Source organism: Rhodococcus sp. 05-2254-5 (assembly GCF_002258575.1).
Lineage (GTDB): Bacteria > Actinomycetota > Actinomycetes > Mycobacteriales > Mycobacteriaceae > Rhodococcoides > Rhodococcoides fascians.
This window is the reverse complement of the sequence record NZ_NOZG01000023.1, coordinates 14,645-36,772: the sequence shown is the minus strand read 5'-3', so window position 1 is coordinate 36,772 and position 22,128 is coordinate 14,645. Positions and strand designations below refer to the sequence as shown.

At 61.4% G+C, this 22,128-nt stretch carries 17 protein-coding genes; 7 read left to right on the top strand and 10 right to left on the bottom strand.

Annotation, left to right across the window (positions count from 1 at the left end):
- Positions 1-3 precede the first annotated feature (3 nt).
- The 3 genes from CH278_RS14810 to CH278_RS14800 are packed head-to-tail and all read left to right on the top strand — an operon-like array spanning position 4 to position 5,715.
- Positions 4-1,323, top strand: coding sequence for an MFS transporter (locus CH278_RS14810; protein WP_052060100.1), 1,320 nt, complete (start codon positions 4-6; stop codon positions 1,321-1,323).
- A 59-nt stretch (positions 1,324-1,382) separates the two neighbouring features.
- The gene (locus CH278_RS14805) at positions 1,383-2,252 is read left to right on the top strand and encodes an NAD(P)-dependent oxidoreductase (RefSeq protein WP_037183720.1); all 870 of its coding nucleotides are present in this window, start codon (positions 1,383-1,385) and stop codon (positions 2,250-2,252) included.
- Between the two features lie 55 nt (positions 2,253-2,307).
- Positions 2,308-5,715: a pyruvate carboxylase gene (locus tag CH278_RS14800; protein WP_094622256.1), complete on the top strand. Its 3,408-nt coding sequence runs from the start codon at positions 2,308-2,310 to the stop codon at positions 5,713-5,715.
- A gap of 80 nt (positions 5,716-5,795) precedes the next feature.
- Here the strand turns inward: CH278_RS14800 and CH278_RS14795 are convergent, their stop codons facing one another.
- Genes CH278_RS14795 through CH278_RS14785 form a run of 3 tightly spaced genes read right to left on the bottom strand, consistent with a single transcriptional unit; the run spans position 5,796 to position 9,574 of the window.
- Positions 5,796-7,961, bottom strand: coding sequence for a xanthine dehydrogenase family protein molybdopterin-binding subunit (locus CH278_RS14795; protein WP_094622255.1), 2,166 nt, complete (start codon positions 7,959-7,961; stop codon positions 5,796-5,798).
- On the bottom strand, positions 7,958-8,935 hold the full coding sequence (locus CH278_RS14790; RefSeq protein ID WP_037183726.1) for an FAD binding domain-containing protein: 978 nt from the start codon (positions 8,933-8,935) through the stop codon (positions 7,958-7,960). Before CH278_RS14790 ends, CH278_RS14795 begins: the two co-directional genes overlap by 4 nt.
- 3 nt (positions 8,936-8,938) lie before the next feature.
- Positions 8,939-9,574: a (2Fe-2S)-binding protein gene (locus CH278_RS14785; RefSeq protein ID WP_037183729.1), complete on the bottom strand. Its 636-nt coding sequence runs from the start codon at positions 9,572-9,574 to the stop codon at positions 8,939-8,941.
- A 291-nt stretch (positions 9,575-9,865) separates the two neighbouring features.
- Here CH278_RS14785 and CH278_RS14780 point away from each other — a divergent pair, with 291 nt between their 5' ends.
- Positions 9,866-10,987, top strand: a complete 1,122-nt coding sequence (locus tag CH278_RS14780) for an XdhC family protein (protein ID WP_094622254.1) — start codon at positions 9,866-9,868, stop codon at positions 10,985-10,987.
- 55 nt (positions 10,988-11,042) lie between these two features.
- Here the strand turns inward: CH278_RS14780 and CH278_RS27605 are convergent, their stop codons facing one another.
- The 4 genes from CH278_RS27605 to CH278_RS14760 all read right to left on the bottom strand — a co-directional run bounded on the left by CH278_RS27605 (position 11,043) and on the right by CH278_RS14760 (position 15,265).
- Entirely contained in the window at positions 11,043-11,186 is a 144-nt protein-coding gene (locus tag CH278_RS27605; RefSeq protein WP_179274375.1) for a hypothetical protein, read from the bottom strand.
- Between the two features lie 154 nt (positions 11,187-11,340).
- On the bottom strand, positions 11,341-12,678 hold the full coding sequence (locus tag CH278_RS14770; protein ID WP_094622252.1) for a TRAP transporter large permease subunit: 1,338 nt from the start codon (positions 12,676-12,678) through the stop codon (positions 11,341-11,343).
- Positions 12,675-14,138: an MmgE/PrpD family protein gene (locus CH278_RS14765; protein WP_094622251.1), complete on the bottom strand. Its 1,464-nt coding sequence runs from the start codon at positions 14,136-14,138 to the stop codon at positions 12,675-12,677. Before CH278_RS14765 ends, CH278_RS14770 begins: the two co-directional genes overlap by 4 nt.
- A 233-nt stretch (positions 14,139-14,371) precedes the next feature.
- Complete coding sequence (locus CH278_RS14760; RefSeq protein WP_037183733.1) at positions 14,372-15,265, bottom strand: LysR family transcriptional regulator; 894 nt, start codon at positions 15,263-15,265, stop codon at positions 14,372-14,374.
- Between the two features lie 158 nt (positions 15,266-15,423).
- Between CH278_RS14760 and CH278_RS14755 the strand changes: the two genes are divergently transcribed.
- Both CH278_RS14755 and CH278_RS14750 read left to right on the top strand, forming a co-directional pair.
- Entirely contained in the window at positions 15,424-16,542 is a 1,119-nt protein-coding gene (locus CH278_RS14755) for a tartrate dehydrogenase (protein ID WP_373557332.1), read from the top strand.
- A 225-nt stretch (positions 16,543-16,767) separates the two neighbouring features.
- Positions 16,768-18,267 carry an aldehyde dehydrogenase family protein gene (locus CH278_RS14750; RefSeq protein WP_094622339.1) on the top strand — a complete coding sequence of 500 codons (1,500 nt, stop codon included), beginning with the start codon at positions 16,768-16,770 and terminating at the stop codon, positions 18,265-18,267.
- Positions 18,268-18,352: 85 nt separating this feature from the next.
- On the opposite strand, the gene CH278_RS14745 is transcribed toward CH278_RS14750, so the two are convergent.
- Both CH278_RS14745 and CH278_RS14740 read right to left on the bottom strand, forming a co-directional pair.
- Positions 18,353-19,747, bottom strand: coding sequence for an MFS transporter (locus CH278_RS14745; RefSeq protein ID WP_094622249.1), 1,395 nt, complete (start codon positions 19,745-19,747; stop codon positions 18,353-18,355).
- Positions 19,744-20,202: a MarR family winged helix-turn-helix transcriptional regulator gene (locus CH278_RS14740; protein WP_037183742.1), complete on the bottom strand. Its 459-nt coding sequence runs from the start codon at positions 20,200-20,202 to the stop codon at positions 19,744-19,746. The genes CH278_RS14745 and CH278_RS14740 overlap by 4 nt, the downstream gene beginning before the upstream one ends.
- 283 nt (positions 20,203-20,485) lie before the next feature.
- On the opposite strand from CH278_RS14740, the gene CH278_RS14735 reads away from it, so the two are divergent.
- Positions 20,486-21,262 (top strand): IclR family transcriptional regulator, encoded by a 777-nt coding sequence (locus CH278_RS14735; protein ID WP_179274374.1) that lies wholly within the window; start codon positions 20,486-20,488, stop codon positions 21,260-21,262.
- An 89-nt stretch (positions 21,263-21,351) separates the two neighbouring features.
- Here CH278_RS14735 and CH278_RS14730 read toward each other — a convergent pair whose 3' ends face one another.
- Positions 21,352-22,119, bottom strand: coding sequence for an SDR family oxidoreductase (locus tag CH278_RS14730; RefSeq protein ID WP_094622247.1), 768 nt, complete (start codon positions 22,117-22,119; stop codon positions 21,352-21,354).
- Positions 22,120-22,128 lie beyond the last annotated feature (9 nt).

Sequence of the window (22,128 nt, the reverse complement as noted above, 5' to 3'; positions counted from 1 at the left end):
AAGATGTCCCGGACACCGAGTACGGGTGACGTCAGGCGGGTGGGAATCGCCAGCCTGATGGGTACCACGATCGAATACTACGATTTTTTCATCTACGGAACCGCCGCCGCGCTGGTGTTCGGGACGGTGTTCTTCCCCAATTCCGACCCCGTGACCGGAACGCTTCTCTCACTCGCGACGTTCGGTGTGGCGTTCGTGGCACGGCCGCTCGGCGGAGTTGTATTCGGTCACTTCGGGGACCGAGTGGGTCGCAAGGTCACGTTGGTGACGACTCTGGTGATGATGGGCACCGCCACTGTCGCCATCGGGCTGATTCCGTCGTACGCCACAATCGGGATCGCCGCCCCCATCCTGCTGGTTGTTCTCCGCTTCATCCAAGGTATTGCGCTGGGCGGCGAATACGGCGGTGCCGTACTGATGACAGTCGAACACAGCCCCAAGGGCAAGCGGGGCTTCTACAGTTCGTGGGTTCAGACGGGTGCCCAGTGCGGCCTGATCGTAGCGAACATCGTGTTCCTGGTGGTCGGCACGGCGATGGGCGACGACGCCTTCCTCAGCTGGGGGTGGCGCGTCCCGTTCTGGATCAGCAGTCTGCTCGTCATCCTTGGGTTGATCATTCGGTTGCGGCTCGAGGAGAGCCCGGCGTTCGAGTCCTTGCAGAAGTCGCACGAAATAGCCCCCGCTCCTGTTTTGGTAGTGCTCCGGCGTCACAAAATGGCTGTTCTGTTGATAGCCGGTGCAGCCGTGGGCAACTCGGTGACCTTCTACTCTGCGACCGTCTTCGGTCTGTCGTACGGCTCAAACCATGGTTTCACACGAAACGAGATGCTCGTGATCATCATCCCGGCGGCCGTGTGGGTGATCGCGGCCAGTATCTTCTTCGGTGCGCTGAGCGACCGCGTCGGTCGAAAGCAGATCTTCATCACGGGCAATATCGCTATCGCGGTGACCGCGTACGGATGGATGCGGGCCTTCGACACGGAGAACCAGGCCGTCGTTCTCGGTGCTTACCTGGTCATGCTGACCGGGTACTCGATGACGTGGGGAACCATTGGCGTGTTCTTCGCCGAGGCGTTCGACGGTGCGGTCCGATACACGGGTCTGTCGATCGGGTTCACCCTGGGAGTCATTCTGGGCGGTGCGGTGACGCCGTTGGTGCTGACGAAGTTGGTGGCGGACATGGACTCTGGGATGCCGGTCGTGCTCTGGATCGCGGCATCGACCATCATCTCGGCCCTGTGTGCCCTGTCTGTCCGGCAGATCGATGCTCCTTCTCGGCGGTCCGGTGCCGATCACATCGCCGGGAAGGCCTCTGTTCATTGACAATCCATTCACAGTGCAGCAGTATGTAAATTGTCAGACTTTATGAGGAGAGCGGACTCTTGTCGCAAACTATTGGATTCGTCGGCATCGGAGCGATGGGGTCGGCCATCGCGTCTCGACTCGTCGACACGAACACGCTGTGGGTCAACGACTTGAACCCCGCCCTCGCAACCCCCCTCGAGGAACGGGGAGCGAGGTTCGCGCCGCTCGACGAGATCGCGACATGCGATGTCGTGTTCCTGTCTCTTCCCGGCCCCGACAACGTCCTGAAGCTTCTGCTTGGTGACGGCGGCCTGGCCGAGAAGATGGATCCGGGTTCACTCGTCATCGACACCACGAGCAGCACCCCCATCGTCGACGAGGGACTCGTCCGCGACCTCGCCGTGAAGTCGATCTCGTACATCGACGCACCGATCGCCGGCGGGGTCCGACGCGCCTACGACGGTCTGGCCACCCTCATGGTCGGTGCAACCGACGAGGATTTCGCCCGCGCCGAACCGCTGCTGAACACAATCACCTCCAACGTGTTTCACCTGGGGCCGGTAGGTGCCGGACACGCCGCGAAACTGGTCAACAACCTTCTGAACCACTGCAATCGGTTCGCGACGGTCGAAATGATCACTCTTGCAGAGCGATACGGAATCGCCCCTGACGTCATGGTCGACGTCCTGAACGTGTCGTCCGGGCGCAGCTACGTCACCGATTACACGTATCCTGAGATCGTTTTCCCCAACTTGAAGCAGGGCTTCACGCTCGAATTGATGCGTAAGGACGCGCATCTCGCCGAGGCTTTGGCAGACCACGTCGGGCAGAAACTGCGAGTCGGATCGTTGGTCGCCGAGATGATGGATGAGGCAGTCGAACGACTCGGGGGCTCCGCCGATCAGACCGACCTCATGCAGAAGTGGTACCCATCTGTGACCGACTGACGTTCTGCACGACTCAACAGTCCGATTCCAGCTCGTCGAGGGGTTTGCTGTCCACATGTTCTCCAAAGTACTGGTCGCCAACCGCGGTGAGATCGCAATTCGAGCATTCCGTGCTGCCTACGAGCTTGGAGCGGGCACCGTTGCTGTGTTCCCGTTCGAGGACCGAAATTCGTTGCATCGCACCAAAGCCGACGAGGCTTACGAGATAGGTGAACCGGGCCATCCAGTTCGTAACTACCTCTCGGTCGAGAAGGTCGTCGACGCCGCAGTCCGCGCCGGCGCAGACGCGATCTACCCCGGTTACGGGTTCCTGTCCGAGAACCCCGATCTGGCGTCTGCGTGCGTTGCCGCTGGAATCACCTTCGTCGGCCCTTCGTCGACGGTGTTGGAATTGACGGGCAACAAGGCTCGGGCAATCGCAGCGGCAAAGGCGGCTGGTCTGCCCGTGCTCTCGTCGTCCGAACCTTCGTCGGATGTCGATGAGTTGCTGGCTGCGGCCGAGGCCATGACTTTCCCGGTGTTCGTCAAAGCTGTCGCCGGTGGTGGTGGGCGCGGCATGCGTCGGGTTGCAAAGATAGAAAATCTTCGAGAGGCGATCGAAGCTGCTGCGAGAGAGGCGGAGTCGGCGTTCGGTGACTCGACGGTATTCCTCGAGCAGGCGGTCATCGAGCCCCGCCACATCGAGGTGCAGATCTTGGCCGATACCTATGGCAACGTCATCCATCTGTTCGAGCGTGACTGCTCGGTGCAGCGCCGCCACCAGAAGGTGGTGGAGATCGCTCCGGCCCCGAACATTTCCGAGGCGCTCCGTTCTCGGCTGTGCGCGGATGCAGTCGCCTTCGCGCGGGAAATCGGGTACGCGTGTGCCGGAACCGTGGAGTTCCTGGTCGATCGCGACGGAAACCATGTCTTCATCGAGATGAACCCACGTATCCAGGTCGAGCACACGGTCACCGAGGAGATCACCGACGTCGATCTGGTGCAGTCTCAGTTGCGGATCGCAGCGGGCGAGTCGCTGGAGGACCTGGGACTCCTCCAGGAGGACATCAAGATTCGCGGCTCTGCCCTTCAATGCCGCATCACCACGGAGGATCCGGCCAACGGCTTTCGGCCGGACACCGGCCGGATCACCGCCTACAGGACGCCCGGCGGGGCAGGCATCCGTCTCGACGGTGGCACCACTACCGGAGCGGAGGTGTCCGCATACTTCGATTCGATGCTGGTGAAGCTCACGTGTCGTGGCCGGAATTTCGAGACCGCGGTCGCGCGTGCACAACGGGGCGTAGCCGAATTCCGCATCCGCGGAGTCGCGACGAACATTCCGTTCCTGCAGAGTGTTCTGGCAGACCCGGACTTCCGAGCCGGACGCATCACGACCTCGTTCATCGAGCAGCGGCCCGGCTTGTTGACCTCGTTCGCATCCGGTGACAGAGGCACGAAGATCCTGAATTATTTGGCGGATATCACGGTCAACATGCCGCACGGCATCCGTCCGACTGTGGTCTACGCACGAGACAAGTTGCCGGACCTGAACCTGTCGGTTGCCCCGCCGGACGGGAGTCGTCAACGACTGCGGGCACTGGGCCCCGATGGCTTCGCGCGAGCTCTGCGACAGCAGAAAGCTTTGGCGGTGACGGACACGACGTTCCGAGACGCCCACCAATCGCTGCTGGCCACGCGGGTGCGCACGACGGGTTTGATGGCCGTGGCTCCCTTCGTGGCCAGATCGACACCGCAGCTGCTCTCGATCGAAGCCTGGGGCGGTGCGACATACGATGTGGCACTGCGCTTTCTGCACGAAGATCCCTGGGATCGATTGGCGTCCCTGCGCGAGGCGGTTCCCAACATCTGCTTACAGATGTTGCTTCGCGGCCGGAACACAGTGGGGTACACCCCGTATCCGCAGAAGGTGACGTCCGCATTCGTGGCGGAGGCCGCGCAGACCGGTGTCGACATTTTCCGTATCTTCGACGCGCTGAACAACGTCGACCAGATGCGACCGGCTATCGACGCTGTGCACGAAACCGGCTCTGCTGTAGCGGAAGTGGCGCTGAGCTATACCGGTGACCTGTCGAACCCTGGAGAGGACCTTTACACCCTCGACTATTATCTGAAGCTTGCCGAGCAGATCGTCGACGCCGGCGCGCACGTGTTGGCGATCAAGGACATGGCGGGTCTGTTGCGGGCACCGGCGGCGACCACTTTGGTGACAGCGCTGCGCGCGAACTTCGACCTTCCGGTGCACGTGCACACTCACGACACACCCGGTGGGCAGCTGGCGACGTACCTCGCTGCGTGGACGGCGGGGGCGGACGCCGTCGACGGTGCGTCCTCTCCAATGGCGGGCACGACGTCCCAGCCGGCGTTGTCGGCCATCGTGGCGGCTGCGGCGAACACCGAACGCGATACCGGTTTGAGCCTGCAGAGCGTGTGCGATCTAGAGCCGTACTGGGAAGCTCTGCGAAAGGTGTACGCGCCATTCGAGTCCGGGCTCCCCTCGCCGACAGGACGGGTGTACCGTCACGAAATTCCGGGCGGCCAACTGTCGAACCTGCGTCAGCAAGCGATCGCTCTCGGACTCGGGGACCGATTCGAACTGGTCGAGAGGGCCTATGCCGACGCGGACAGCCTATTGGGCAGGTTGATCAAGGTGACCCCGAGTTCGAAGGTGGTCGGCGATCTCGCACTGCATCTGGTGGGTGCCGAAGTGAGTGTCGACGACTTTGCGGCGGACCCGGGGAAATACGACATCCCCGATTCGGTGATCGGATTTTTGCGCGGAGATCTCGGGACGCCAGCCGGTGGATGGCCGGAACCGTTCCGCGAAAGGGCGCTCGCCGGCCGAACCGGGGTACGCCGTGACGCACCCCTGACACCCGACGACGAGACAGCACTCGACACAGCCGGACCGGTTCGTCGAGAAGCGTTGAACCGGTTACTGTTCCCCGGCCCCGCCAAGGAACTTGCCGAACACCGCGAGAAGTACGGCGACACCTCGTCGTTGTCGGCGAACCAGTTCTTCTACGGTCTACGACAGGGTGACGAGCACCGAGTGAAGCTCGAAAAGGGTGTGGAGCTGCTGATCGGGCTCGAGGCCATTTCGGAGCCCGACGACGCCGGAATGCGGACGGTTATGTGCATCCTCAACGGGCAGTTGCGCCCGGTGTCGGTGCGCGACCGGTCGATTGCCGCGGATGCCCCGGCTTCGGAGAAAGCGGATCGAAACGATCCGTCTCACGTAGCGGTACCGTTCGCTGGAGTCGTGACGATGGTTGCGGCTGAGGGGGATTCTGTCTCAGTTGGGGACACTTTGGCCACCATCGAGGCCATGAAGATGGAAGCCACAATCACCGCACCACGCGGCGGCCGTATCACCCGCCTTGCGATCACCGGTGTCGCGCAGGTCGAAGGTGGAGACCTCATCGCCGTCATCAGTGTCGGGGATCCGACCGATCCGTCGTAAGTGGGACAGTCCGAGACCGAGACCGCGAACAGGTTCGGCCGATAGCAAGCACTATCGGCCGAGCCTGCTTCTGCCGTGGGTCAAAGCAGGCTCTCGACGCTGATGGGCAGATCGGTCACCCTGCGCCCTGTGGCGTTGTACACCGCGTTGGCAATCGCTGCAGGAACTCCCACCATCACCACTTCACCCAGACCTTTGACGCCGATCGGATCTGCAATATCGTCGCGGGCGTCCAGATAGACAGCGTCCAGAACGGGAACGTCCGCATTCACCGGTACGAGGTAGTCGGAAAGATTCGCATTGACCAGACGTCCGTCGCGGTAGTCGACTTCTGCGGACTCCAGCAGCGCCATGCCGATGCCTTGTGTCATACCGCCGAGGGCTTGGCTGTGCGCCATCCTGGGGTTGATGATTCGGCCAGCGTCGTACACGGCGTAGATTCGCCGCACCCTCACGGTTCCGAGTAGCTCATCCACAGCAACCTCGGCAAACACGGCTCCGTATGCGTGCATGGAGAACTGGGCACTCACATCTTCCGGAGTGTAGGTCTCGGAGGCTTCGATGCTCGGCTCGCCTCGGCGGCGCAACATGTCCCGATAGGTCTCAGCTCTGCCCGAGTCGCCGCGTACCTGCATCTGCCCGTCGACGACGTCGATCTCATCCGGCCGAGCCCCATTCAAAGGGGATGCGGGATCGAGTACGGCGGTTCGGATGATGCGATCTCGCAAAATGTTCGCGGTGATCTCGATGCTCGAACCGACGCTCGCCATTCCCTGTGACCCGTATTGCGTTGCGGCCTGCGGATAGTCGCTGTCGCCGAGGGAGAAGGTGACCCTGTCGAGTGGCAAACCTAGCGCGTCGGCAGCCAGCTGAGTCATCGCAGTGTATGTACCTGGCCCGATATCACTTGCGGCGGCGAAGATCTCGGCCCTACCGTCGGAGTTGACCCGAGCCATCGCCGAGGACGGTGAGCGAAGCGTGTGGTACAGCGCCGAAGCGGTACCCATACCGATGAGCTGGTCGCCGTCACGTACGGCGCCGGGGGTCGCGTTGCGTCGAGACCACCCGAACGCATTGGCACCTCTGCGGAAGCACTCGGTGAGTCTGCGCGTGGAGAACGGGGTGCCGTTGGTCTGGTCTTCCGTAGGCTCGTTCCTCAACCGAACTTCGATCGGATCGAGCCGGAGTTGCTCGGCGACTTCGTCGATGGCGCATTCGAGCGCGAACGCGCCCGTGACAGCTCCTGGTCCTCGCATGTAGGTCGCTTCACTGGTGTCGAGGGGAACTACGCTTGCAGCCGACCGGAATGCCGGAGACGTGTACATCAGCCTCGTCCCCTCCGTGGGGGAGTCCTCGTACCCTCCGTAACGCGACACCTCGACTTCGCTCTCGTGCACGGTGGCAAGAAATCTTCCGTCACGATCGGTGCCGAGAGCCAGTCGCTGACGACTCGTGGGGCGGTAGCCGATCGCGGCGTACATCTGGGGTCGCGTCAGTGACAGCTTCACTGGACGACGAAGCTGACGGGCTACCTCTGCGGCCAGGAATTGATGCGGCCAGGTCTCGCCGGCGCTACCGAATGCGCCACCCACAAAGGGGGAGACGACGCGAATGTTCTCGGCCGGAATTCCCAGTGCGCCACTGTATGCGGCCCTGCTGTAGTGGATTCCCTGTACCTTGTCCCACACTGTCAGCTGGTCGCCGTCCCACGACGCAATTGTCGCGGGGATCTCCATCGGGTTGTGATAGTTGCGCGCAATGGAATATTCGCGGTCGACGACGACAGGCGCGGTGCGAAGTGCTGTGTCCGCGTCTCCGCGGGAGTACGCGGGCTCCATTCTGCTGGGTTCGCGGTTCTCTCCGGACGCGTCGTCGAGGTTGGTGCTCTGGGCTTCTTCGTTGTACCGAACGGACACCAGTGCCGCACCGTGCGTCGCTGCCTCGAGGGTATTGCCGACGACCACCGCCAACGGTTGGCCGAAGAAGTTGACCCGAGAGATGTCGTAGGGGAGTTCGATACCCGGGAAGTCGGTGATCACCCTGACGACGTCAGGATGATCGCTGGCCGCATCGGTGTCCATCGACGCCACGGTTGCCCGGGAAACAGTACTGCACACCAGGACTGCGTGCAGGTGGTCCGGTACCGGGTTGTCTGCAGCATAGAGCGCAGCTCCGGTGACCTTGAGACGGCCGTCGACGCGGGTGAGGGGTTGACCGGATAGTCTCGCACTCAGTGGAGTCGTCACGACAGGGCCGCCACTCTCGAGAGCTGACGTCGGACGGTGCGTTGGAGCAGTATCACCTTGAATCCGTTCTCGGAGAGGGGTTGCGCGCCCGCTGTCGCAGCGTCCGCCGCGGTGTTCCACAACTCGGGGCTCGGCCTCTGTCCGACGAGTCGTTCCTCGACGCCGGTCAGGCGCCATGGCACCGTACCTACTCCGCCGGCAGCGACTCTGGCCGAACGAACGGTACCGTCGCTGATGTCGAGCGCGACAGCAGCCGAACACAGAGCGAACTCGTACGACGAGCGGTCACGCACCTTCAGGTACCCGGATCGCCTGGTGTCAGGGCGGACCGGGATCTCTACGGCGGTGATGAGTGCTCCGGGGGCGAGGTTGTTCTCGCGGTCGGGTGTGTCTGCGGGCAACCTGAAAAAGTCGGCGATCGGGATCGTCCGCTCTCCGTCTCGATCTCGGGTGACGATCGTGGCGTCGAGCGCGGTCAGCGCGACAGCAAGATCGGACGGGTGGGTTGCCACGCACTCCGTGCTTGTTCCGAAGATCGCCAATGTGCGATTGCGGCCATCGATTGCGGCGCAGCCGGATCCGGGCTGGCGACGGTTGCATCTTGCATTGACGTCGCGGAAGTACAGGCAACGTGGCCTCTGGAGTAGATTCCCGCCGATGGAAGCCATGTTGCGCAGCTGCGCCGAGGCACTGAGATCCAACGCCTGGGTGAGCATCGGAAACTGTTTCTGCACTTGTTCGTCGGCCGAAACGTCCGACATTCGAGCGAGGGCACCGATGCGCAGGCGGTTCGAGTCGAGTTCGATGTCGCGGTAGGGCAGCGCGTTGATATCGACGACTCGGGTGGGACGTTCGACGGTCTGACGCATCAGGTCGACTAGGGTGGTCCCTCCGGCGAGATAACGGGCACCGCCGTCGGCTGCGTCCAGTGCTGCTGCCTCATCGGCAGCCGTGTCGTACTGAAAAGGAAACATGATTCACGCACCTCCCTGTTCCGCCACGCGGGAGATGGCGGTGACGATGTTGGTGTAGGCACCGCATCGACAGATGTTGCCGCTCATCGATTCTCGAATCTCTTCGGGAGAGCCGGCGTGACCTTCGCGGATACAGCCGATTCCCGAGAGGATCTGGCCGGAGGTGCAAAAGCCGCACTGGAAGCCGTCTTCGTCGATGAATGCTTGCTGTAGCGGATGCAATTGGCCATTTGTTTCGAGGCCTTCGATGGTTGTGATGTCTGATCCGTTCGCTTGGACGGCAAGCGTCAGGCAGGACAACACCCGCTGACCGTCCGACAGGACGGTGCAGGCACCGCACGCGCCCTGGTCGCAGCCCTTCTTCGTTCCGGTCAACTCCGTGTGCTCCCGCAACATGTCGAGCAGGGAAGTGCGATTGTCAACGGCAAGTTCACGTTCGGCGCCGTTCACCGTCAATCGCACCGGCGACGTTTCGGACGGGGTGACCGGTGTGGTTGATTCGTTGGAGCAACCGTTCAGCAAAGAAACGGCCGCTATTGCGCCACCTGCAGCGATAGAGGTACCGACAAACGTTCGGCGCGTCATGCTGTGTGGAACGCGAGCTTCTTGGGGCGAATCGGTGTCGTGCTGTGGGGCCATTGCACTCTCCTGGTCACTGTACGAACGTGAGGACGCGACTGTTGGCCCCATGGTTGCAGCGGATCGGTGAATCGGACAGGCACTGGTTAGGCACGTACTGGCAGGGAACCCCTCTGGCCGCAGGTTCGGTGGCAGGGGCCGTTACTGCGGCGTACCGTCGAGCGGAAGTCAGGTCGTCGCTATATCGTTCGCGTCTCGACACCGCGGCATCGGCGGATTTGATGTATGTAATCGCACGCGTTCTCGAATGCCGAGATCTCAATCGCGTCGCGATTCGGGAAAGGCTCTTGAATGTTCGAATTGCTCGATGACATCAGTATTCTCCTGGAGTCCTCTCCCGTCGCGTTGGCACGTGTCGTGGCAACTTCCGGAGCCGGCCCGCGTGCCGTCGGAGCCAGCATGGTCGTGACCGCTGACGGGGAGCCGTTGGGTTCGTTGTCGGCAGGTTGCGTCGAATCAGTTGTGATTCATACAGCGCTCGAGGTCATCACAACCGGGACGTCCGCGTGCGAGCTGTTCGGCTACTCCGACCCCGACGCACTCGAGGTCGGACTCCCGTGTGGGGGCGAAATCGAAGTGTTCATCGAGCGAATTGACCCCTCGGACAAACAGATGATCGATCGGTTGATCGCGGCCCGTGACCAGGATCGCCGGTTCGCCCTGGTGACGGTGCTCGACGACGAGCCGCGGCGTTTCGTGACGGGTGACCCGGAGGTGCCAGGAGGCAACCGGTCGGCGTGCGCGTTTCACAACGGTGAGCTCAGCCTGCACGAGTCGGGATCGACCGGAATTGTCGAAGTATCGGGCGACGGTGCCCGCGCGTTCGTCCATACTTTCCTCCCTCCGCCGCGGATGGTCTTGGCCGGCGCGAACGATTTCGTCCGAGCATTGGGTGCATCTGCCACGCTGCTCGGGTACCGGGTGACCGTCGTCGACGCGAGGCCCGTCTTCGCGACGACCGAACGTTTCCCGAACGTGCACGAGGTAGTGAACGACTGGCCGCACCGATATCTGAAAGCCGAACACACTGCCGGCAGACTCGACGGTCGCACGGTGGTCTGTGTGATGACACACGACAGCAAGTTCGATGTCCCGATGTTGGTGGCCGCACTGGAGCTGGACGAGCTCGCCTTCGTGGGCGCGCTCGGTTCGCGGCGCACGCACTCCGAGCGGCTCGAAAGACTACGTGCTACGGGACTTTCCGAGCATGTGATCGCGCGTGTGAACTCACCCCTCGGACTCGATCTTGATGCGCGGTCCCCCGAGGAGACAGCCATCTCGATTCTGGCGCAGCTGATAGCTGACCGAAGCGGCGCATCGGGACAGCGGCTGCGCGAGTTGGACGGTCCCATACATCGACAGCACGGGGTTATCGGTGTCGACCGACGCCTGTCGACGAATGCGGTTGTCTAGCAGTAGAATTGCGTATTCGTCGGTAGGTGCCCGACCGCTGGTCGTCAGGACTCGTTCATTGCGGCGCGGACGATGCTCCACCCGGTGCCGCGTCATGAAAGCTGGAGTCGGTCGAAGAGTCGTCGGGATCATCGAGATACGACATGACGAATGCAAGCAACCCGGCTACTCCCGCGCTACCGAATACGTAAGGGCTCATCGAGGCAAAAGTCTGAGTAACGAATTCCCCTCTGCCGAGGATCAGTCCGACCGCCTGACAGAGGACGATCACCAGCCCCCCGACCAGAAAAACGACTGTGCTGAGGCGGAAGAGGGTCGAGACGACTGTGCGGAACATGTGGTGTCCTATCCATTCAGACGGGGAGAAGGCCGAGCGCGATCAGCACACCGATAGCGAGAATTGGAATGCAGTAGTACTTGAGCAGCGGCACAAAGATTTTCGACGGATCGATTCTTGCGATTCCTGCCGCGATGTAGATCGGCGCGCCGGACGGTGGTGAAGATCCCTCGGTGGACGCAAAGACCAGCACCGCGGCAGCTGCGATCGGTACAGGAACGCCCGCCCCGGCCAATGCTGCGACCGCCACCGGTCCGACGGTTGCTACGGTGGCCGACGCCGTCAAGGGGATTGCGATGACCACTATGATGATTCCGACCAGAATTGCCATCAGCCATTTCGGTGCGGCCAATGACTCGAGCATCGAGGTCAACTGCTCGGGAAGGCGCAATTGGCCAAGGACGGCGGACGCGGAGAACGCCGCGACGAGCGTCGTGCCGATGATTCCGAACTGGGGCGCGGATTCGCCGAGTATCTTCCACCAGCCTCTGCCGTCTCTGGGCAGGTGTCTACGTCCGAGAAAGAGGACGAGCAGAATCATCAGAACGGGGATCCAGGTGATGATGCTAATTGCTCTCGACATCACCAAGTCCGTGTATTGCCCCAGTGCGTTCGCGATCGGCCCCTGGGTGAGGAACAGGGGGACGAGCAGCGGAATCAGTAGAAGGCCCGAGGTCCACCCAGCGCGAAGACTGCGTCGGGCAGGAATTCGGTCCTCGACAGCGATCGGCTGCAGGCCGTTCCTGCGAATCAGATAGAAATTGAGTACAAGTCGGTAGACGAGACACCACACACCGGCGATGCCGAGAGGGACGATGATGTCGTCCGCGTCCATCATGCCACTGACTGTGGCAGATCCGACCAAGATGAACATGGTCGCACTGAATGGAAACGTCAAACCCATGCCTGCTGAACCGGCTACGACGGTGGCAGACAATTCTCCGCTGACGCCGGAACGCTTCATCCATGGAACAGTCACCGATCCCACGACCGCGGCCATTGATGCGCCGACATGGGCGACCGCACCGAAAATCGCCCCAGCCAGCGTCGTGGTGTAAATCGGCCCTCCCTTCATTCGCCCGAGGAATGAGTTCAGAATATCGATGAGCCGATCGAGCACCGGTGTTTTCGCCAGAATGAAACTCATGAAAATGAACGCCAGCGCAGCAAAAGTAATTTCGGCCTGAATCGCGTCGACGAAGCCGTTCGCCATGTACCGTGGCGCATCTCGGCCGGCGAACGCGCCGACTACGATGAAGCCGACGAGCATCGCCTCGCCGATGTTTCGTTTGAGTACTGCATTCCACGCTACGATGGTGCCGATGAATGCCACGAGCGCCCAGATAGCGATCACGACCGCGCCTCGGATTCCGTCGAAGTCGACTGCGACGATGTCTCGTACTTCAGTAAAAAACGCTCGTCCACAGCAGGACTGAGATTTTCCATTACGACCGTTGCGTCGTCGAGCGACTCCAAGTTCTTGATCAAGTCCACGACCTTGACGAGAACGTCGTCTGAATGCTTGGTAACGGCGACTGCCGCACAATCGCTGAATTTTTCGGCCAGGTCGCTCCAAGAGAGCGGCGCATCATCGTTCCCTGGTACCCCGGTGCCGGTCTTCTCGTATCGCCGACCGTCCTGAGTGACGATCTCGACTCGCCCCGGAGGTAACTCGAGAGTCCAGTCCAGAGATGCATCACTTATCGGCACTATTTTCTGAGCAACGGCCAGGACGGATTTGTCCTTCAAAGATTCGCTGCTGAAGTGCGAGATCTTTACGGTCCCATGAACTGCGCCGACTGCGACGAGAAATGGGAGGCTGAACTTTGCGTCGACCAACGTCGTTGGGGTTCGGCGTGCTTCGAGCGGACGGCACATGAGATCGTGGTAGTCGCCGACGAATACGCGAATCTCGATGAGATCGTCCGCAGTCAATTCATTTTCTTTCAGTAGTTCGATGGTCGCGTGAATGTGACTGTGAGCGGTACCGACAGCCGGCCACTTCTTGTAGAGAGTTCCGCTACCTCGGTAATCGCTTCCCAGGCCCTTGAGAATTTGCGCGCGATCGTATACGCCGCCGAAGTATGTTTTCAGGAAGCCATATTCGCCCTCGAACAGGGTGTCGACGCCCGTGGTGCCTTTCTCGGCCAATAGAACGGCTGTCACTGCGCCTCGGGCAGAAAAGCCAGCATACATACCACGAAGGTCGCTTCCGGTTCCAGCCACTACCTCCATGACACCGCTCGATTGCATGCTTGCTATGCCGAGTGCATGGGCAAGCTGACTGGCGGAAAGGCCGAGCACGCGGCCCGCTGCCGCGGTGGCGGCGAACACCCCCACCACTGTCGACAGGTTCCAGTCCTTACGCCAACCGACGTTGCACCGAAGCCGGGCGAACAGGTCTTGACCCGTCGCGACCGCCGCGATGAGGTCTTTGCCGGTTACGCCGCCCTTGCGCTCTGCGACGGCGAAAACGGCAGGGATGATCGAACTGGAAGCATGCTGGCCCCAGGGAGTCTGATCGTCGTAGTCGAGGCAGTGCGCCAAGGCACCATTGGCGAATGCTGCAGCAATTGCCGGCAGCTTGCCTCCGAAAGCCATGAGGGACGCCTCAGGGGTACCACCACCCTCTCGGACCAGGTCGATAGCTGCGCGTACCGCCGGCTCGACGCCACTGGCTGCGAGAATTACTCCGAGAGTGTCCAAGATGCTTTTTTTGGCGGCTTCTATCGCCTCCGGTGACAGTGACTCGAACGCACTGTTGGCCGCTGCGTACGCCAGGTGATGTACCAGATCGTCGGTTTCGGTCGGCATTTGAAAAACCCCTATCGCGATTATCTCGAATGACAGCGTCCGGTTCCGGATACGCGTTGTCGCCTGTGTCACAATTCGAGTCGATCTATTAAGGGGCTAAGCAGCCTCGAATGTCCAATACGTTTTACCAATAGAAGTTATCGGTAGCGCCGATGTTCAAGTGCCGGGCGAGGTCGCGTTCCGACAGTGCCCACAATGGTCTGCGCGATGCGTTGAAGCATTCTCGGTAGTGCTCAATTGGGTACTTCGCCGGCGTATTTCTGGGCTTCGTCCATCAGCACTCTCGCCGGGGGAGTCATGTGTGTCAGTCGGCACACGGCGGCGACGTGCAGGTATGACTCCGGGACGATGCGGCGAACTCGCACACCTGCCTTCTCGGCCGACGCCGCCCAGGCAGAGGGAGTGACTGCGTGGCCGAAGCCGCTGAGCACCATGGGAAGGATAGACGTCCGGTGTGCGACTTCGGCAGCGATAGTGGCGGGGATCCCGCTGGCGAGAATGTCGTCCACCAGCGATCGCATCAGCGACCCCTGCTGTGAAGCTATCAACCTCAGCCCTGACAGCTCCGACCGCTGAATCTCGGGCCGGTCAGGTAGATCCGCGTCGGGGCTCGACAGCAGCAACAGAGGCTGGCTCTTGAACGTCACCACCCGCAGGTCCGGTGCCTGAACGGCCTGAGGTGAGCCGAGAATGCCGATCTCGCTGACGCCGGTGCGAACCGCTCGGAGGACCTCTTCAGGTGTGAATGCGGCTTGGGCATTCACGGTTACTGCCGGAAACAGTCGACCGAACGCGGTGAGGATAGTGGTGAGGGGCTCTATTCCCGGTGACGGCATCGTAATCAGGTCGAGGCGTCCGCCCCGAAGTCCCTTCAAGCCATGGACAGCTGCTTCCGCGTCGTCCAGATCGCGCAACACCACTCGAGCCGGCCCTACCAAGGTTTCGCCGGCGTCGCTCAGTACGAGTCGCCGACCGATGCGATGGAACAGCGGCACTCCCAATTCGCGCTCCAGTCCAGCGATGGCCTGAGAAAGAGTGGGTTGGGCGATGAGTAACACCTCGGACGCGCGATTGATGCTTCCTTCATCGACGATAGCCAGGAAGTACTTGAGCTTTCGTGCATCCACTCGAACCTGCCTCCACGTTGTGCTGGTCGTGAGGTTCGATGCAGTCTAGCTGCGGTCGAACCACTTCTATTGATTGATCCTATGAGCGGCATCGGAACTTGGTAATGGACGGGGGGTAGCTTGCGCAGTCTTAATTAGTGGGATCAAGCGTGATCTGTCTGACATCGGAGGTAGTAGTGGGCTCGCAGTCGACCACGTATCGGATCGCGTCGATCCCCGCCGACGGTGTCGGCGCAGAGGTGGTGGGCGCGGGCAGACGCGTATTGGATGCCGTGGCCGGACACTCCGGCGGTGCGTTCGCCTTTGAATGGGACGAGTTTCCCTGGGGTAGCGAATACTACGCGAAGACAGGCAAGATGATGGCCGACGACGGGCTCGAAATTCTGAGAACTTACGACGCCATCTACTTCGGTGCCGTGGGATGGGAGAACGTCCCGGACCACGTCAGTCTGTGGGGTCTGCGTCTGAACATCACACAAAACTTCGATCAGTGGGCAAATGTGCGACCGGTGAAGTTTCTGCCCGGAGTGCAATCCCCGTTACGCAAGGCCGACGACACAGAACTCGACTGGGTCGTCGTCAGAGAAAACAGTGAGGGCGAATACGCGGGCCTCGGTGGACGCAACCTCGGCGGACGCGGACCGGGCAACGAGGTGGCACTGCAGACGTCACTGTTTACCGACAAGGGCTGTGAGCGGATCATGCGCTTCGCGTTCGATCTGGCGCGCACTCGCACCGTGGCAAAAGTCTCCTCGGTTACCAAATCCAACGCCCAGCAGTACGGCATGGTGCTGTGGGACGAGGTCTTCCATCGGGTGGCAACGGACTATCCAGACGTTGCCACGGAGAGCGTTCTGGTCGATGCGATGAGCGCAAAATTCATCCTTCACCCAGAGGAACTGTCCGTCGTCGTCGCCTCGAACCTCAACGCCGACATCCTCTCCGACCTCGGATCTGCACTCGCCGGTAGCCTCGGCATCGCAGCGAGTGCCAACCTCAACCCCGAACGCCGCTATCCGAGCATGTTCGAACCCGTCCACGGATCGGCCCCCGATATCGCTGGCAAAGGCATCAGCAACCCCATCGGCGCGATCGCCAGCGCAGCCCTCATGCTCGATCACTTCGGACGCCACGCCGAGGCCAGGCAGGTCGAAGCCGCCATCGAAGCCACCACCGCGGGGGGAGTTCTCACCCGCGATATCGGCGGCACAGCAGACACCGAGGCCGTCACCGACGCCATCGTGAGCGCGCTGCGGGCCGCGCTCACGATGGCGTGAACAGGTGCATCAGACCCCGGTCGGCTCGATATGACCTTGTCGAGCCGACCGGTTCCAATGAAAGTTTTATCCGAGCGTGGCGTAGTTCGCCCGAGGGGTACACCAGATGTGAAATCCTTGTACGCGAACCAGTTTCGGCTTATATATGTAGAGCGCACGTGTGAACCCGTCGGTTGATTCTCTGCCGATCGACGCGGTGTCGTAGATTCTTTCGAGAGGATGCAAGTGAGTACAGATCTCCAGAATTTCGCCCTGTTGGATGGTGCCCAGAACTTCTTGGCACGGGAGGTGCACCACCCTTTCGTCGACGGGCGCAGTGTGCCGGTTGATTCCGGGGAGACTTTGACGACCGTCAATCCGTCGACGGGCGAGATTCTCGCCCGGATAGGTGCAGGCGGTGAGTCCGACATCGACCGGGCGGTAGTCGCCGCCCGCCGCGCCTTCCACGGTCAGTGGAGCACCTGGTCTCCTTACGAACGTCAAGCTCTGCTGACGCGCGTCGCGCACATCATGGACGACCGTTTCGACGAGCTGATTCAGATCGAGGCGCTGGACATGGGTGCCCCGGTCACGAGGTTGCGTAACTCCAAGGCAGCCTTGATGAAGATGTTGTCGTTCTTTTCGACGCAAGCGGGAAACATCTCGGGTGAGACCTTGATGAATGGCATCCCTGGCGACATTGCCACAATGACGTTGAAAGCTCCGGTGGGTGTCATCGGAGGCATTATTCCGTGGAACGGTCCGCTGGGCGGTCAGTTCTGGATCGTCGGTGCGGTCTTGGCAAGTGGGTGTACCACCGTTCTGAAGCCCTCCGAGGATGCGTCGCTATCCGTTCTGAGGACAGCAGAAATACTGCACGAGGCGGGCGTTCCCGCCGGCGTCGTCAACGTGGTCACTGGCTTGGGCAAAGATGCAGGCAACGCGCTGGCCAGTCATCCTGACGTCGACCGAATTGCCTTCACCGGATCGACGCAGACCGGCCGCAGCATCATCAAAGCATCGACTGTGAACATCAAAGGCCTGCAGCTCGAACTCGGTGGGAAATCCGCCGACATCGTCTGTGCCGATGCAGATTTGGACAAAGCGGTACCGGGTGCCGCCATGGGTGTGTTCGCCAACTCCGGTCAGATCTGTTTCGCCGGAACGCGTGTGTTGGTTCAGCGGTCCATCGTCGATCAGTTCACCGAACGACTCCTGCAGTACATGGACGAGATCCGAGTCGGACACAGCCTCGACGACGCGGCCACCCTGGGCCCGATCATCTCGCAGCCTCAGTTGGACAAGGTCATGGCCTACACCGACATCGGTCGTGAGGAAGGAGCAGAACTGCTCCGTGGCGGCGAGCGATTGGGCGGCGATCTCGGCAGCGGCTACTTCATGGCACCGACCGTGTTCGGCGGTGTGTCGAACAGTATGCGTATCGCTCGCGAGGAGATCTTTGGACCGGTGCTCTCCATTCTACCGTTCGACGACGTGGACGAGGCCATTCGTATTGCCAACGACAGCGACTACGGGCTCGGCGGTGCAGTGTGGTCGCAAGGTCTGTCGACCGCCATGAAAGTGGTTCGTGGGGTGCACACCGGCACGATGTGGGTGAACTGTTACGGCTACATCGATCCCATGGTCGGTTTCGGCGGCACCAAGTTGAGCGGATACGGAGCCAAAGGCAACGCCGCCCATATGGACAACTACCTCTACACCAAGTGCGTCTACATGGAGCTATGACGACTCGCTGACCGCCCAAGCGGGCCCCTTCCGTCGATTCTGTTGCGTCACTGCGCAATCAACGGAGGGGGCCCGATTTTTGTACTCAACTCCGTGACGTCGCCGCTCGACGGTACGCGAGCAACCCCGCAAGTACGACTGCAGCGCAGACCATGATGAACACACCTGTACGGTGCAGGCCCGCGTCGTCGACAACCGGACCTGCAGTGATCTGGAGTACGACCACCGCAAGATTTGCTCCGACGAAGGCGATGGTGCGGTACATCCCGATAGCGGTGCCGACGTCGTCGACCGAGGTCGTGGCATTGATGAGGCTCTGATTTCCGATGTTGTGAAAGCCGTTGGGAATTCCGAGTACGGCGGCGACCAGAAGAAGCACGTACATCGGGGCGGTGCTGGACTCGACGGTGGCGATCAGAGTGCCGCCGACGAGCATCATCACCGTGCCGGCGAGAAGGGTGCGTCGCGCGCCGAACCGGCCGTATACGCGGGCTCCGAGGACCGTGGACAGGACGGTGACTCCGGCGACCGGCAGCATGGTCAGGCCGGTCTCGATGGGTGTCATTCCCCGAGACGCCTGCAGCCACTGTGGGATTCCGAAAAACACACAATAGAAGCACGTGTAGGTGATCAGCGCACCGCCCAGGGTCGCGGCCAGCGCACGGTTATGGGCGAGAGCGCGTACGTCGAAGAATGGTTGGTTCGTGCGACGCTCCCACACGACGAACAGCACGAACGCGACAGAGGAGACAGGGAGTATCCACCATCGGGCTGTGTGTGCGATCGACGCCAGGAACACCATCAACGACGCCACTGTGGTAACGAAGAACGCGATCCCTATACCGTCCATGGCTCCGAGTGCCTCTCGCAGGGAGACCGTCGACCGACCCTCGTCTCCGACGTCGACCGACAACACTGCGATCGCGCTGATGGCCACGACGGGAAGGTTCACCCAGAGGATCGACTGCCAGCCGAACGTTCCGACCAGAAGCCCGCCGACTGTCGGGCCCAAAGCGGCAACGGACTGCCCGCACATCACGATGGTGGTGAGCGCAGTGCGGGTTTGCTGCCCGTGCAGTTCTCCGTACGCCCGGACCATGGTCATCGCGTTGGGCATATGCGCCGAGATCCCGACTCCTAGAACTACATACGACGCGATCAACGTTCCGATGTTCGGTGCGAAGGCACCACAGACGGAACCCGACGCCACGAAAGCCAAACCTGCCAAAAACACGCGACGTGCGCCGAGCATCGATCCCAAGCGACCCGCCATCGGCGCGCAGACGGCCGTTGTGATGTACATAGCCGAGATGACCCACGAGACCTTGGCGCTCGGGCCGAACTGGGCAGCAATTCCAACGATGGCCACAGCGATCATGGACGAGTTGAGCGGTTGAAGCACGGTTCCGGTGGCTGCTGCTCCTCGCACGCTGAAGGGGACCGATGTTCGCGCCAGCCCTGTTTCGGTACTCCGCGTCATTTACGCACCGCCCGGTCCTCGACGCTGTCGCTGACGACAGGTGCGCTCGACAGACGGCGCAGCAGGGCTCCGGCGGCAAAGAGCACGTCGCGTTCCACAGCACTGCAATGCGTGTCGAGTGCGTTTGCCAGCCACTCGTCGCGCTTGCGACGATCGGCTCCGAGCTTGGCCTTGCCCTCGTGGGTGATCGAAATGATTTGCGCGCGACCGTCATCAGGGTCTTGAATGCGGGTCACCAGTCCGCGCTCTTCCAGTAGTGTGACCGTCCTGGCCACGGTCTGCGGTGTCACCCGCTCCACTTTGGCCAGTTCACGGGCGCTCATTGCACCGATGCGGTCGAGGTTCCCAAGGGTCTGAAGCTGGGTGGGTGTCAGTAGATGGCCGGCGACGTTCGCTCGAATAGCTCGGTTGAACAGCACGATGTCTTCTCGAAGTGCATCGACCCGATCGTCCACGCGATCCTCCTCATTAATAGCCAGCAATGCTTACGAATATACGCCTTTTAGTACGTTTTGGGGGGTACACTGGCGGATAAGTAGGCAGCATCACTGGCTAATCGGTCGTCGACCGGGCAGCCGTGCGGCGTTACACGCCATGACGGGCCGGAGCACTAGGATGAGCGGTACGCGGCGAACGACGGAAGAAACGGGTCGGACTCGAACGATGGCACAGTCTCATGCATCGAATGACGTCGATGACGTGGCGGAAAGCCCGGACACGGCTGGCAGTCTGGAAAAGATGCTTCACATCCTGCAATTGTTCAGTGAAGCTCAGCCGATGTGGTCCACTGCCGCGATTCTCGAGTACCTCGATACTTCTCGTTCGACGGGGTATCGGTACATCAAGACGCTGAACGATGCCGGGTTGATCGCCGCTGTGCGTAACGGGCAGTACACTCTCGGCCCCCGAATCATCGAGATGGATCGCCAGATTCGTGAGACCGATCCTCTTCTGCTGGCCAGTCGTGGTGTGCTGGAGGACTTGGTGGACAACATCGGCCACTCGGCGTTGTTGTGCCGACCGTTTGGTGACTCGGTCCTCTGTGTCGGTGAGTACCGAGCTCCGCTCAGTCCGGCCAATCGTTTTTCTCGCGGTGAACGGCGTCCGTTGTTTCAAGGAGCGGTGTCGAAAATAATACTGGCCTACCTTCCGCACCACCGCCTGAAGGCGTTGTACCCGCGTCAACGCGAGCAAATTCAGCAGGCGGGTCTGGGTGACTCGTGGACCGCCTTCCGTTCGACTTTGGGTGCATTCAAGAAAGACGGTTTCGTTGTCACAGTGGGGGAGTTCAACCCTGGGGTCTGCGGCGTCGCGGCACCGGTTCTCACTGGCCAGAAGACCGCGCTTGGAAGTGTGGGGGTGGCGTGGGATGTGAACGAGCGGCGCGATGTCGACGTGCGGCGGGCAGTGGCGGCTGTGAAGCTTGCAGCGTCGAAGATTTCGGACGGGGTAGCCGACATACAACGTCGAGCCGACGCCGCAGACGGGGCGGGGCCGGTCCCGAACTCCCTGTGATCGAAGCGTCCGAGTACACAACGCAAATCGCCGCCAGACGATGTGCTCTCACACGGTCTGACGGCAATTTGTCGATACTGGAAGGTCGATCAGATTCCGACGGTCTGGCCTCCGTCGATCACCATTGCATGACCGGTCGCGAAGCTCCCGAGGTCTGACGACAGCCACAGAACCGCAGACGCGATCTCGGCGGCGGTTCCCATCCGTCCCACGGGTTCCTGGCCGATAACACGAGCCCTGCCTTCGGGAGTGCCGCCCGAGAACCTGTCCATCATGGGCGTCTCGATGATGCCAGGACAGATCGCATTGACCCGAATGCCCTGGTCAGCGTAATCGAGTGCGGCGGACTTGGTCAGTCCGATCAATCCGTGCTTGGCAGCGACGTATGCGGCCTGTCCTCGAATTCCGATGACACCTGCTCCCGACGACGTGTTGACGATGGATCCACCACCGTTTTCGAGCATCGCGGGAATCTGGTACTTCATGCAGAGAAATGCGCTTCGCAGATCGATGTCGATCAGCCGAGTCCACTCGTCTTCCTCGATGTCGACCAGTGGTGCGGCCGGCTGTTCGATGCCTGCGTTGTTGAATGCGACGTCGAGTCGTCCGAATTCCGCGACGGTCCGGTCGATGGCGCTACGAATGTCCGCCGAGGACGACACGTCGCAGCGCACGGCGACCGTTCGACCGCCGTGTTCGGCTGCAAGCCTGGCGGTTTCGTCATTTCCGGCGGTATCAATGTCGGCCAGAACCACGTCCGCACCCTCGCTCGCAAAGGCCAAGGCGGTTGCGCGGCCGATTCCGCTGCCGGCTCCCGTCACGAATACAGCTTTTCCGGCAAATCTGCGTTCAGTCATTTTCGGGCA